Origin of the sequence: Microcella alkalica (assembly GCF_014137945.1) — a bacterium.
In the GTDB taxonomy this organism is placed as follows: domain Bacteria; phylum Actinomycetota; class Actinomycetes; order Actinomycetales; family Microbacteriaceae; genus Microcella; species Microcella alkalica.
Window position 1 is genome coordinate 185,815 of the sequence record NZ_JACGWX010000002.1, and the last position, 12,289, is coordinate 198,103.

General features: G+C 72.4%; 12 protein-coding genes. 7 read left to right on the plus strand and 5 right to left on the minus strand.

Annotation, left to right across the window (positions count from 1 at the left end; genetic code table 11):
- Window positions 1-7 precede the first annotated feature (7 nt).
- Window positions 8-1,102 carry an oxidoreductase gene (locus tag FHX53_RS05245; RefSeq protein WP_182490305.1) on the minus strand — a complete coding sequence of 365 codons (1,095 nt, stop codon included), beginning with the start codon at window positions 1,100-1,102 and terminating at the stop codon, window positions 8-10.
- Between the two features lie 60 nt (window positions 1,103-1,162).
- Here FHX53_RS05245 and FHX53_RS05250 point away from each other — a divergent pair, with 60 nt between their 5' ends.
- Entirely contained in the window at window positions 1,163-2,008 is an 846-nt protein-coding gene (locus FHX53_RS05250; RefSeq protein WP_182490306.1) for an NAD(P)H-hydrate dehydratase, read from the plus strand.
- A 380-nt stretch (window positions 2,009-2,388) separates the two neighbouring features.
- Here FHX53_RS05250 and FHX53_RS05255 read toward each other — a convergent pair whose 3' ends face one another.
- Genes FHX53_RS05255 through FHX53_RS05265 form a run of 3 tightly spaced genes read right to left on the minus strand, consistent with a single transcriptional unit; the run spans window position 2,389 to window position 4,888 of the window.
- The gene (locus FHX53_RS05255; protein ID WP_182490307.1) at window positions 2,389-3,183 is read right to left on the minus strand and encodes an amino acid ABC transporter ATP-binding protein; all 795 of its coding nucleotides are present in this window, start codon (window positions 3,181-3,183) and stop codon (window positions 2,389-2,391) included.
- Window positions 3,180-4,043, minus strand: coding sequence for an ABC transporter permease subunit (locus FHX53_RS05260; protein ID WP_182490308.1), 864 nt, complete (start codon window positions 4,041-4,043; stop codon window positions 3,180-3,182). Before FHX53_RS05260 ends, FHX53_RS05255 begins: the two co-directional genes overlap by 4 nt.
- A complete protein-coding gene (locus tag FHX53_RS05265; protein WP_182490309.1) occupies window positions 4,043-4,888 on the minus strand; it encodes an ABC transporter substrate-binding protein in 846 nt (281 codons plus the stop codon). Before FHX53_RS05265 ends, FHX53_RS05260 begins: the two co-directional genes overlap by 1 nt.
- A 144-nt stretch (window positions 4,889-5,032) precedes the next feature.
- Here FHX53_RS05265 and FHX53_RS05270 point away from each other — a divergent pair, with 144 nt between their 5' ends.
- Genes FHX53_RS05270 through FHX53_RS05285 form a run of 4 tightly spaced genes read left to right on the plus strand, consistent with a single transcriptional unit; the run spans window position 5,033 to window position 9,186 of the window.
- Window positions 5,033-6,358: a glycosyltransferase 87 family protein gene (locus FHX53_RS05270; RefSeq protein WP_343050835.1), complete on the plus strand. Its 1,326-nt coding sequence runs from the start codon at window positions 5,033-5,035 to the stop codon at window positions 6,356-6,358.
- Window positions 6,355-6,675 carry a thiamine-binding protein gene (locus FHX53_RS05275; RefSeq protein ID WP_182490310.1) on the plus strand — a complete coding sequence of 107 codons (321 nt, stop codon included), beginning with the start codon at window positions 6,355-6,357 and terminating at the stop codon, window positions 6,673-6,675. The genes FHX53_RS05270 and FHX53_RS05275 overlap by 4 nt, the downstream gene beginning before the upstream one ends.
- 6 nt (window positions 6,676-6,681) lie before the next feature.
- Complete coding sequence (locus tag FHX53_RS05280; RefSeq protein WP_343050836.1) at window positions 6,682-7,878, plus strand: benzoate/H(+) symporter BenE family transporter; 1,197 nt, start codon at window positions 6,682-6,684, stop codon at window positions 7,876-7,878.
- Between the two features lie 9 nt (window positions 7,879-7,887).
- Window positions 7,888-9,186: a GNAT family N-acetyltransferase gene (locus tag FHX53_RS05285; protein ID WP_182490311.1), complete on the plus strand. Its 1,299-nt coding sequence runs from the start codon at window positions 7,888-7,890 to the stop codon at window positions 9,184-9,186.
- A 16-nt stretch (window positions 9,187-9,202) separates the two neighbouring features.
- On the opposite strand, the gene FHX53_RS05290 is transcribed toward FHX53_RS05285, so the two are convergent.
- Window positions 9,203-11,233 (minus strand): M3 family metallopeptidase, encoded by a 2,031-nt coding sequence (locus tag FHX53_RS05290; RefSeq protein WP_182490312.1) that lies wholly within the window; start codon window positions 11,231-11,233, stop codon window positions 9,203-9,205.
- A 133-nt stretch (window positions 11,234-11,366) separates the two neighbouring features.
- On the opposite strand from FHX53_RS05290, the gene FHX53_RS05295 reads away from it, so the two are divergent.
- Window positions 11,367-12,014: a helix-turn-helix domain-containing protein gene (locus FHX53_RS05295; protein WP_182490313.1), complete on the plus strand. Its 648-nt coding sequence runs from the start codon at window positions 11,367-11,369 to the stop codon at window positions 12,012-12,014.
- Complete coding sequence (locus FHX53_RS05300; protein ID WP_182490314.1) at window positions 12,011-12,232, plus strand: hypothetical protein; 222 nt, start codon at window positions 12,011-12,013, stop codon at window positions 12,230-12,232. The genes FHX53_RS05295 and FHX53_RS05300 overlap by 4 nt, the downstream gene beginning before the upstream one ends.
- Window positions 12,233-12,289: the final 57 nt, after the last annotated feature.

Consider the following 12,289-nt stretch of genomic DNA (forward strand, 5'->3'; position numbering starts at 1 on the left):
TGCGCCCCTAGAAGAACGCGCGACGGTACTGCGGCGGCACGAGCTCCTGCAGCGCGGCCTCATCGCCGAGGTCGCGCGCGAAGCTCAGCGCCGCATGCGGGTCGCGCATCCACTTGCGCCCCATGAGGATGGCGTCGGCCTGCCCGGTCTCGATGATCTGCTCGGCCTGCGCGGCCTCCGTGATGAGCCCGACGGCCGCGACCGGCACGTCGCCTTCCGAGCGCACGTGCGCCGCGAGCGGCACCTGGTAGCCGGGACCGACGGGGATCTTCGCGCGCACGAGACCGCCGCTCGAGATGTCGAACAGGTCGGCACCCGCCTCGAGCGACCAGGCGGCGACCAGCGCGGTCTGCTGCTCGTCCCAGCCGCCCTCCGTCCAGTCGGTCGCCGAGAAGCGCACGAGCACGGGCACATCGACGGCCGCGCGCACCGCGCGCACCGTGTCGAGCACGATGCGGGCCCGGTTCTCGAGCGAGCCGCCCCACGCGTCGTCGCGCGTGTTCGACAGCGGCGAGAGGAACTGGTGGAGGAGGTAGCCGTGCGCGGCGTGCACCTCGACGAGATCGAAGCCCGCCGCGACGGAACGGCGGGCGGCGTCGGCGAAGGCGGCCACGACATCCGCGATGCCCTGCTCATCGAGGGCCGCCGGGGTGTCGTATCCGTCGAAGGCGATCGCCGACGGGGCGACCGTCTGCCAGCCGCCCTCGCTCGCGGGCATCGTGCCGCGGCCCGAGAAGCCCTCGCGCGTCTCGCCCCACTCGGGGTAGATGCTCGCCTTGCGGCCCGCGTGCGCGAGCTGGATGCCCGCGGCCGAGCCCTGCGAGTGGATGAAGTCGACCACGCGCGCCCAGGCGTCGGCCTGATCGTCGTTCCAGATGCCGGTGTCGTGCGGGCTGATGCGACCCTCGGGCGTCACGGCCGTGGCCTCTGCGATCACGAGGCCCGCGCCGCCGCGGGCGAACGAGCCCAGGTGCACGAGGTGCCAGTCGGTGGGCACGCCGTCGCGCTCGACGACGGAGTACTCGCACAGCGGGGCGACCCACAGCCGGTTGCGCAGCGTGAGGGAGCGGACGGTCAGCGGGGAGAACAGGGCAGAGGTCACGAGTCAGTGCAAGCCGAGGGCGGTCTGCGGTATTCCTAGCGCGGTCGATAGGGTGGCCGCGTGACCGGCCCGACGCAGTTCCTCCCCGACGACGCCGCCGAGCTCATCGCCGTGCCGGGCGAGAACGACGACAAGTACCGACGCGGAGTCCTCGGCGTGGTCACGGGCTCGGCCCAGTACCCGGGCGCCGCAGTGCTCGGCGTCGAGGCGGCCCTCCGCACCGGGGTCGGCATGGTGCGCTACCTCGGGCCCGCTCGCGCCTCCGACTTCGTCCTGCAGCGGCGCCCCGAGGCGGTCACCGAGTCGGGGCGCGTCCAGGCGTGGCTTCTGGGCAGCGGGATGCCCGTGCCCGGCCAGGGCGCGGACCGCGACGCCGCGACGCGCGATCGCTTCCACCACGCGCTCGAGTCGGGGCGCCCCCTCGTGCTCGACGCCGGCGCCCTCGACCTCGCCGCATCGTCGACGGCGCCCACCGTCATCACTCCGCATGCGGGCGAGCTCGCCCGGCTCATGGGCGTCGAGGCGGACGCGGTTCGCGCCGACCCGCTCGGCTCCGCCCGGCGCGCGGCCGAGCGCTTCGGGGTCAGCGTGCTGCTGAAGGGGCACACGACGCACGTCGTGGGCGCCACCGGCGAGGAGCTCGTGGCGCGGACGGCGCCCGCGTGGCTCGCGACCGCGGGGGCGGGGGATGCCCTCGCGGGCATCCTCGGAGCGCTCGTCGCGACGCACGGCGACGCCGTCGTCGACGAGCCGGCGCTGCTCGGGCGGCTCGCGGCGGCCGCCGCGGTCATCCACGGACTCGCGGCGCAGCGCGCCTCGGCCGGCGGCCCGTTCACGGTGCTCGACCTGTGCCGCGAGCTCGGTCCGACGATCGCGCAGCTCGTGAGCACCCGCCCGCCCGTGTAGCCCGCCGCCGCGCGCCCCGCGCCACTTCGATGACAACGCAGCACTTTGCCCCGCACCTGCGCGCGGATCTCGTCCTCGCGCTCCTTCTCGGCGGCGACGACCTCCTCCGCGGTGCGACCGCCGCGCAGCGCCGGATCGAGGTACTTCGCCCTGCCGTCGAACTCGAGCACGAAGTCCTGGTCGGGCCAGTAGCAGTCGACGAAGTACTGCCGCCCCGAGTCGCCGCGGATCTCCCACTGCAGCTCGGGCTGCGGCAGCCCGAGCAGGTGCAGGCTCGCGCGCAGCAGCGACTCGCCCGGGCTCTCGGCGCGAGCGTCGGCGAGCCGCACGACGGTGAGCGCCCGCGATCTGCGCGGCGCGCAGCCGCGCAGCACGCGCGCTCAGGCGTCGCGGCCGCCGCGGAAGCGCGCGAGGAAGGCGCGCGTGCGCTCCTCGCGCGGGTGCGCGAAGAGGTCGGCGGCCGGGCCCTGCTCGAGCACGACTCCGGCGTCGAGGAACACGACGCGGTCGGCGACGTCGCGCGCGAACTCCATCTCGTGGGTCGCCATGACGATCGTCGTGCCCTCGGCGGCGAGCTCGCGCACGAGGTCGAGCACTTCGGCGACGAGCTCGGGGTCGAGCGCCGAGGTGATCTCGTCGAGCAGCAGCACCTCGGGGTTCGTCGCGACGGCCCGCACGATCGCGGCCCGCTGCTGCTGCCCTCCCGAGAGTCGATCGGGGTACTCGCGCGCCTTGTCGGCGAGCCCGACGCGCTCGAGCAGCGCGAGCGCGGTCGCCTCCGCCTCGGCGCGCGGCACTCGCAGCACGCGCCGCGCCGCGAGCGTCACGTTGTCGATCACCCGGATGTGCGGGAACAGGTTGAACTGCTGGAACACCACGCCCATCCGCGCACGCACGCGGTCCGCGTCGACGCGCGGGTCGCTGATGTCGTCGCCGCGGAGGAAGATCTGCCCGTCGTCGATGCTCTCGAGCAGGGTGATGCACCGCAGCAGCGTCGACTTCCCCGACCCCGATGCCCCGATGAGCGCGACGACCTCGTGCTCGCGCACCTCGAGGTCGATGCCCCGCAGCACGGGCGTCGTCCCGAACGACTTGCGCAGACCCTCGACCCGCAGCACCGCGTCTCCGTGCGGGGGGATGCCCGCGGCGCCGTCTCCGACGTCGGCCCCGCTCATACGATCGATCCGATCTGCTCGCGCTCCCGAAGCCGCGCGGTGTACCAGTCGGTCAGCCGGATCATCGGCAGCGCGAGCAGCACGAACAGGAGCCCGGCGAGCACGTAGGGCGTGAAGTTAAAGTTCTGGGCCGTCTCGATCTGGGCGGCGCGCACGGCGTCGACGACGCCGAGCACCGAGATGAGTCCGACATCCTTCTGCATCGCGACGAAGTCGTTCATGAGAGCGGGTGTCACCTTGCGCACGGCCTGCGGCAGCACGACGATGCGAAGGGTCTGCCCGTGACTGAGCCCGAGCGAGCGGGCGGCGAGCCGCTGCGACGGATGCACGGCCTCGATGCCGGCGCGGAACACCTCGCTCACGTACGCCGAGTAGGTGAGGATGAGCGCGATCGTTCCCCAGAACTGCGCAGAATTGCGGGGGAACAGCTCGAGGCCCGGCACGCCGAACCCGACGAGGAACAGCACGATGATGAGCGGCAGCCCGCGGAACAGGTCGGTGTACCCGGCCGCGAGCGCCCGCAGCGGGAAGAACACGGGTCCGCGCAGCGTGCGCATGACGGCGAGGAGCGTGCCCAGCAGCGCGACGCCCACGACGGCGACCGCGAGCACCTGGATGTTGACCCACAGGCCCTCGATGACGCGCGGCCACGAGGCGATCGCGACGTCGAGGTCGAAGAAGCTCTGCCGCACGCGATCGAAGCCGGGCGTGTTGACGACGGCGAACCAGATGACGACCGCGAACACGATCGTCGAGACGAGCGACACCAGCACCGAGCGCGTCGTCTGGCGGCGGCGGTAGGCGCGCCGATCCAGCTCGACGGCGCTCGGCGCGGCGTCGTCGGGGTCGCGGGTCGGCACTACTGCAGGATAGGCGCGCCCGCGTCGGCACCGAGCCACTGCTCGGCGATCTCGGCCAGGCGGCCGGACTCGCGCAGAGCATCCACCGCTGCGGTCACTGCGTCGGTGAGGGGCGAGTCCTTCGCGAGCACGAGGCCCCACTCGTCGCTCACGCCGGCGGTGTCGGGCAGCTGGCCGAGGAGCACGCCTCCGGTGAGCTCGACGCCCGTGAGGTAGAACGCGGTCGGCAGGTCGACCACGATCGCGTCGATCTGTCCGCTCTCGAGGGCGAGCTTGGCGTCGTCGTTCGAGTTGAAGGCCTGGGCGCCGGCCTCGGGCGCGATGACCTCTTCGATGACCTGGAAGCTCGTCGTGCCGGTCGCGGCGCCGATGCGCAGCGAGGCGAGGTCGGCGAGCGAGGTCGCCGACGCGGCGGGCGACGACTCGATCGTGATGACGGCCTGCGGCGTCGCGTAGTACGGCGAGCTGAAGTCGACGTTCTCGGCGCGCTCGTCGGTGATCGTGTACTGCTGCAGGTTGAAGTCGAAGTCTTTCGGGCCGGGCTGGATCGCGGCCTCGAACGTCGTGCGCACCCAGACCACATCCTCGGCGGCGAACCCGAGCTCCTCGGCGACGGCGTAGGCGATCGCGGCCTCGAAGCCCTCGCCCGACTCGGGGGCGTCGTCGATGACGTAGGGGTAGTAGGCGGGCTCGCCCGTGGCGATCGTGAGCTTGCCCTCGGTGACGTACTCCGAGTCGGCGGCGCCGGGCTCGGTGGCGGCCGGCGCGCACGCGGCGAGGCCGGCGAGCAGGGCGGTGGCGCCGACGAGGGCGGCGGCGCGGCGAAGGGTGCGGGGTCGGGTCATGGGGGTGCTCCTCGGTGACGGGCGGGAGAACGGCTGCGGCCTCCATCATCGCGCGCCCGGGCATCCGTTCGCTGATCGTCAACCCGATTGTTACGCCAGGTTCCGCGGCCGACGGCGAGCAAGTCTCGCCACTACGCTGGCCCGGTGACCGAGCCCGCGATCGCGACCCCTGCCCCGCGCGGTCGGCTCGAGCGCATCGCGGCGCATCCGGCCGCTCTGTGGTCAGCGTTCGCCGTCGTCCACGTGTGGCTCGGTGGGCTCAATCTGCTCGGGCCGGGCCTGCCGCTCGGCGATGTGACGCTCGTCTACCGCTTCTGGGTCGAGCAGGGCCTCATCGGCAACGACTGGGTCGGCGTCGACGTCTCGTGGGTGTACCCGATCATCGCCCTGCTGCCCATGCTCGCCGCCTACGTGCTCGGCCCCGACCCGTACCCCGTCGTGTGGCTCACGCTCGTCATGCTCCTGAACGCGGGAGCCCTGCTCGTCATCGCGGGAACCTCGCGTCGCGTGCGCCACGTCGTCGCCTGCTGGTGGTGGATGCTCTTCCTCGCCGTTCTCGGACCGATCGCGCTCGGCCGCATCGACTCGATCACCGCGCCGCTCGCCATCGCGGCCGTCGCCGTGCTCGCCCGCCACCCGCGCGCGGCGGGGGCGCTGCTCGCGACCGCCGCATGGATCAAGGTGTGGCCCGCCGCGATCCTCCTCGCGGCCGTCATCGCTCTGAGGGAGCGAGCCAGGGTCGTGCTCGCGGCCGTCGCGGTCACGATGCTCGTCGTCGCAGGCGGGCTCGCGGTCGGCGCGGGGGCGTCGCTGCTGTCGCCGCTCGCCGAGCAGTCGGGGCGCGGGCTGCAGGTCGAGGCGCCGCTCACGACGCCGTGGCTCTGGGCGGCGTGGGCGGGGCAGTGGAGCGCGCGCGTGTACTACGACCGCGACATCCTCACCTGGCAGGTGATGGGCGACGGCGCCGACCAGGCGGCCGCGATCGCGACGCCGCTGCTCGCGCTCGTGGTCGTCGTGATCGTGCTGCTCGGGCTCCTCGCCCGCCATGCGGGAGCCGACGAGGCACGGCTCGTGCCCGTGCTCGCCCTGGCGCTCGTCATGGCGCTCATCGTCGTCAACAAGGTCGGGTCTCCGCAGTTCGTGGCGTGGATCGCGGCGCCCGTGATCCTCGGTCTGCTGTGGCGAGCGCGCGGCGGGGCGTCGTTCGCGGTGCCCGCCGCGCTCGCCCTCGTCATCGCCGGGCTCACGCAGCTCGTCTATCCGTTCCAGTACGGCGGGCTCCTGAGTCTGCAGACCCCGATCGTCGTCGCGCTCACGGCGCGCAATGCGCTCGAGGTCGTCCTCCTCGGCTGGGCGCTCGTCGCGCTCGTGCGCCTGTGCCGAACCGTCGAGGGCGGGGGCGACGAGCGTGGCACCCTGGAGCACGACGGCCGCGTCGGCCGCACGACAGACAGGGAGCGCTCCGCATGATCGTCGCCTTCTCGGTCGCCCCCTCGGGCGGCACTTCAGCCGGCACCTCGACCGACTCGGTGCACGACGCCGTGGCGGCCGCCGTGCGCGTCGTGAGAGAGTCCGGGCTGCCGAACCGGACATCCTCGATGTTCACCGAGATCGAGGGGGAGTGGGACGAGGTCATGGAGGTCGTGCGGCGCGCGACCGAGGCCGTCGGGCAGTACGGCACGCGCGTGTCCCTCGTGCTCAAGGCCGACATCCGACCCGGCCACGTGGGCGAGCTCGACGGCAAGGTCGAGCGGCTCGAGCAGGCGCTGAAGCGCCAGGAGTCGTAGCCCGGCGTGCTGCAGCCCATCCTCGCCGGAGTCATCGGCGCCGTCACGGGCTTCGCGAGCTCGTTCGCCCTCGTCATCGCAGGCCTCCTCGCCGTCGGCGCGACGCCCGCCGAGGCGGCGTCGGGCCTGCTCGCTCTGTGCCTGGGGCAGGCGTTCGTCGCGATCGCGCTGTCGTGGCGCTACCGGCTGCCGCTGTCGTTCGCGTGGTCGACGCCGGGTGCCGCGCTGCTCATCGCCGCCGAGGGCACGACGGGCTCGTACGCCGCGGCGATCGGCGCCTTCATCGTCGCGGGTCTGCTCATCGTGCTGACGGGGCTCTGGGGGCCGCTCGGGCGGGCGATGACGCGCATCCCGATGCCTCTGGCCGGGGCGATGCTCGCGGGGATCCTCTTCCCCATCTGCCTCGCCCCGGTGACGGCGGTCGTCGACGAGCCGCTGCTCGCGATCCCCGTCGTGCTGGTCTGGCTCGTGCTCGTGCGGCTCGCGCCCCGGTGGGCCGTGCCGGCCGCGATGGTCGTCGCGGTCGCGGCGATCGCGCTCACCGCCTCGCAGTCGCGGATGCTCGACGCGAGCGTCGCGCCGGCCTTCGTGCTGACCCTCCCCGTTCTCGACCCGCTCGTCATCTTCTCGCTCGGAGTGCCGCTCTACATCGTCACCATGGCGGGCCAGAACGTTCCAGGGTTCGCCGTGCTGCGCACCTTCGCCTACGAGCCCGTGCCCGCGCGCGCGATCCTCGTGGCGAGCGGAGGCATGACCGTTCTCACGGCGTTCTTCAGCGGCTTCACCCTCAACCTGGCCGCGCTGTCGGCGGCGCTCATGGCGGGGCCCGACTCGCATCCCGACCCTCGCCGCCGCTGGGTTGCTCCGATCGCGGGCGGCGTCGCGTACGTGCTCCTGGGCCTCGTTGCCGGAGTCGCGACGGCCGTCGTCGCGGCCGCCCCGCCCATCCTGATCATCGCCGTCGCGGGGCTCGCGATGCTCGGCGCCTTCACGACCGGCCTCGTGAGCGCGTTCGAGGCGCCCGAGACGCGCTTGACGGCCGCGGCGACGCTCATCGTCGTCGCGTCGGGCGTCGTCGTCGCGGGCATCGGCAGCGCGTTCTGGGGGCTCGTGGCGGGCGCGATCGTTCTGCTCGTGACGACGGGGCGCCCGCGGCGCCGGGCCGCCGCGAAGGATGTGTCGGGAGCCATCGACTCTCACTAGCCTGGGCGCATGCACGCTGACTTTCGCTCCCTGCCCGCCGACCCCGCCTCGGCCGCCGCACTCGCCGACCAGGGGCTGCGCTACGAGCTCGTCGGTGACGACGAGGGCCGGCAGGACGCCTTCTCGCAGGCGGTCGCGCGCGGGTTCCACGGCGGAGCGCCCGATGAGCAGGCTCTCGTCGAGATGCGCGAGTCGTCGCGCGAGCGCCGGGCGATCGGCGTCTGGGACGACTCCGCGGCCGAACCGCTGATCCCGATCGCGACGGTCGACAGCTGGCCGACGCCGCTGCGCGTGCCGGGCGGCCGCGATCTCGAGGCCTGGGCGATCAGCGTCGTGACGGTCGCTCCGACGCACCGGCGACGAGGGATAGCGCGCGGATTGCTCGAGGGCGAGCTGCGTGCGGCGGTCGCGAACGGCACGCCGCTCGCGATCCTCACCGTGAGCGAGTCGACGATCTACGGCCGCTACGGCTTCGGCCCGGCGACGTGGTCGGCCGAGCTCGCCATCGACACGAAGCGCGCGCGCTGGGTCGGGCCGACTCCCGCCGGTCGCGTGCAGCTCGTCTCACGCGAGGCGATCCGCGATGCGGCGCTCGGCATCGAGGAGCGTGCCCGTGCGGCGGGCGGCATTCCGACCTGGCGCGGGCACTGGGATCGCCAGCTCGGCCTGCGCCGCTCCGAAGCGAGCAAGTCGGCCGACATCCGCGCCGTGCGCTACGACGACGAGGCGGGCGAGCCCCGGGGCTTCGCCGCGTACCGCGTCAAGGATGCCGGCGCCGACTTCACGAGGCACCCCGTGGAGGTCATCGACCTCGTCGCCGCCACGGCCGACGCCTACGCCGCGCTCTGGCGCTACCTGCTCGAGCTCGACCTCGTGCACGAGGTCGTCGCGCACCAGCGGAGCGTCGATGAGCCCGTGACGTGGATGGTGTCGGATGCCCGGGCCGTGCGCACGAGGTCGGTCACCGACCATCTGTGGGCGCGCATCCTCGACGTGCCCCGGTGTCTCGAGGGCCGCACCTGGCAGCGTTCCGGCCGACTCGTGCTCGACGTCGCCGACAACCTCGATCTCGCGGGCGGGCGGTTCGCGCTCGAGGTCGACGAGGCGGGCGCCGCGCGCGTGACGGCGACCGACGAGGCGCCCGACCTGACGCTCGGCGTCGCGGCCCTCAGCTCGGCGCTGCTCGGCGGCGCGAGCCCGATCGCGCTCGCCGCCGCTGGCCGCCTCGAGGGCGACGCGGCGGCGGTCGAGCGCCTGCACGGCATGGCGGTCACTCCCGTGCCGCCGTGCCTGGGCTTCTGGTTCTAGCGGCTGAGCGGTCGACTCACGCGGCGAGCCCGCGACGCGTCAGCAGCGGCTCGATGACCGCGTCGCGCCCGCGGAACTCGCGGTACGCCTCGAGCGGGTCGCCCGCGCCGCCGAGCCCGAGCACGTACTGCCGGAATCGGTCGCCGTTGGCGCGCGTGAGGCCGCCGTTCTCCTTGAACCACTCGACGGTGTCGGCGTCGAGCACCTCGCTCCAGATGTAGCTGTAGTACCCGGCCGAGTATCCGCCCGAGAACACGTGCGCGAAGTAGGTCGAGCTGTAGCGGGTCGGCACCGCGGGGTTGTCGAGACCCACGCGCGCGAGCGCCGCGGCCTCGAAGGCGGCGACATCCGTCACGGCGGCGGCCTCGGCGGCGCTGAGCGTGTGCCAGGCCTGGTCGAGCAGGGCCGCGGCGAGGTACTCGCTCGTCGCGAATCCCTCGCCCCAGGTCTCGCTCGCGCGGATGCGGTCGAGGATCTCGCCGGGAATCGGCTCTCCGGTGACGTGGTGCACCGCGTAGTCGCCCACGATCTCGGGCCAGAGCATCCACATCTCGTTCACCTGGCTGGGGAACTCGACGAAGTCGCGGTACACGTTCGTGCCCGTGAAGCTCGGGTAGACGACGTGCGCGAAGAGGCCGTGCAGGGCGTGGCCGAACTCGTGGAAGAAGGTGTTGACCTCGTCGAAGGTCAGCAGCGTCGGCTCGCCCGCCGCGGGCTTCGAGACGTTGAGGTTGTTGACGACGATCGTGGGGTGGTCGAGCAGCTCGTTCTGGCCGATGAGCTCGTTCATCCAGGCGCCGCCGCGCTTCGTGTCGCGCGTGTAGAGGTCGAGCAGGTAGAGGCCGAGCTCGGAGCCGTCCTCGTTGCGCACCTCGAACGCGCGCACCTCCGGGTGGTACCCCTGCAGATCGGTGCGCTCGGAGAAGGTGATGCCGTAGACCGCGGTCGCCGCGGCGAACACGCCCTGCTGCAGCACCCGCTCGGCCTCGAAGTACGGCCGCAGGGCCGCGGTGTCGACGTCGAACTCGGCGGTGCGCACGCGCTCGCTGTAGAACGGCCAGTCGTGGGCCTCGATTCTGTGCCCGGCCAGGGCCTCGAGCTTCTCCTGCTCGGCTCGCGCGTTGCGGGCGGCGGCGGGCGCGAGCTTCTCGAGCATCTCGGCGACGCGCGCCGGCGTCTTCGCGGTGCCGTCGGCGGTGACGAAGGCGGCGTGGTTCTCGAAGCCGAGCAGCTCGGCGCGCTCGGCGCGCAGCCGCACGATCTCGAGCAGCACGTCGCTGTTGTCGTTCGCGGTGCCGCGCGCGGCGCGGGCGCGGGATGCCGCCATGATCCGGGCGCGGACCTCGCGGTTCGTGAGCGAGGCGAGCCACGGGTGCCCCGTCGGCAGCACGAGCGTGACGAGGTGCTTGCCCTCGAGCCCGCGGTCGGCGGCGGCCTGCGCCGCGGCCGAGATCTCACCGGCGGTCAGGCCATCGAGCTCGGCGACGTCATCGATCACGACCGCGAGGTCGTTGGTGTCGGCGAGCAGGTTCTTCTCGAAGCGGGTCTGCAGCACCGACAGGCGCTGATTGAGCTCTGACAGCCGCGCCTTCGCCTCGTCGTCGAGGCCGGCGCCGGCGAGCGTCATGCGCGTGAAGCGGCGCTCGACGAGGTAGCGCTGCTCGTCGGTGAGGCCGAGCGACTCGAGGTTCTCGTGCAGGTGCCGGATGCGCGCGTAGAGGGCGCTGTCGAACTCGATGGCATCGTCGTGCGCCGAGAGGATGGGCGCGAAGCGCTCTTCGAGCTCGGCGAGCTCGTCGCTCGAATCGGCCGACGACTGGTTGAAGAAGACGCGCAGCACGCGGATGAGGGTCTGCCCGCTCTGCTCGAGTGGCACCATCGTGTTCTCGAAGGTCGCCATGTCGCGACGCCGCGTGATGTTCGCGATCTCGCGACGCTGCTCCTCGATGCCGGCCTCGATCGCGGGCGCGTAGTGCTCGAGGGCGATCTCGGCGAACGGGGGCAGCTGGTACGGCAGCGTGCTGGGGGAGAGGAAGGGATTGCTCATGCCCGCCAGCCTAGGTCGGGCGTGCGGCGTGGGGCGAGCATCCACAAACAAATCTCTGCAAAGAGGCGTCTGCAAAAACTCTTCTGCAAAGATGTACTTGCAAAGGTGTGTTTGCAAGTGTATCTTTGCGGTTATGGGACACCATGATCCGAACGCGAAGGCCGACCTCGAAGGCCTCAAGGCGCTCGCGCACCCTCTGCGCGTGACGATCATCGACGCGCTCTCGACCTACGGGCCGCAGACCGCGAGCATGCTCGCCGAGCGACTCGGCGAATCGAGCGGCTCGACGAGCTATCACCTGCGCCAGCTCGAGAAGCACGGCTACGTGCACGAGGTCGCCGACCGCGGCACCGGCCGCGAGCGCTGGTGGCAGCGCGTGCAGGCGCCCATCTACCTCGGCGACGACGAGACCATGGGCACCGAGACGGGCCGCGAGGTCTCGCGCATCGTCATGCGCGAGTTCGCCCACCATCGCGAGCAGTACCTGCGCGACTTCATCGACCACGGCGCCACCGCGCTGAGCGAGAAGTGGCAGAACGCGGCCTCGATCAACATGGCCAACGTGCATGTCACCGCCGCGCAGCTCGAGCAGCTGCACCACGACGTCAACGACACGATCATGGCGTTCGTCGAGAAGCACCGCGGCCAGCGCGTGCCCGGATCGCGACCCGTGCTCGTGCAGTTCTTCGCCTTCCCGGTCGTCGACGGGGTCGAGATCCCCGACGACGACGGCGCCCCCGGCGCCACCGACACCGACACCGCGAAGGAGGACCGAGCATGACCGCCATCGGCATCGACACCGGCATGATCACCATCCAGCTGCCGCGGCGCCGCACCCCCGTTCTCCGTCGTCTCGCGCTCAGCGCCGGCCTCGCGCTGCTCACCTGGTCGGGCGCGCGCGCCTCGGCTCGCGGGCATGACGAGCAGGCTCGAGCGATCGAGACCGAGAACGCGGTGCGCCGCACGCACGAGCAGCTGCGCTACGGCTTCGTGCAGTAGCTCACCAGTGCGCTGGCCCAGCCGCGCACTCACTCACCACGCCGCACGAACGACGGG

Excerpts from the sequence above, each read along its gene's own strand:
- FHX53_RS05255 (WP_182490307.1), bottom strand. The coding sequence starts at position 3,183 with ATGAGCGGGGCCGACGTCGGAGACGGCGCCGCGGGCATCCCCCCGCAC.
- FHX53_RS05285 (WP_182490311.1), top strand. The coding sequence starts at position 7,888 with ATGCACGCTGACTTTCGCTCCCTGCCCGCCGACCCCGCCTCGGCCGCC.
- FHX53_RS05300 (WP_182490314.1), top strand. The coding sequence starts at position 12,011 with ATGACCGCCATCGGCATCGACACCGGCATGATCACCATCCAGCTGCCG.
- FHX53_RS05275 (WP_182490310.1), top strand. The coding sequence starts at position 6,355 with ATGATCGTCGCCTTCTCGGTCGCCCCCTCGGGCGGCACTTCAGCCGGC.
- FHX53_RS05295 (WP_182490313.1), top strand. The coding sequence starts at position 11,367 with ATGGGACACCATGATCCGAACGCGAAGGCCGACCTCGAAGGCCTCAAG.
- FHX53_RS05265 (WP_182490309.1), bottom strand. The coding sequence starts at position 4,888 with ATGACCCGACCCCGCACCCTTCGCCGCGCCGCCGCCCTCGTCGGCGCC.
- FHX53_RS05290 (WP_182490312.1), bottom strand. The coding sequence starts at position 11,233 with ATGAGCAATCCCTTCCTCTCCCCCAGCACGCTGCCGTACCAGCTGCCC.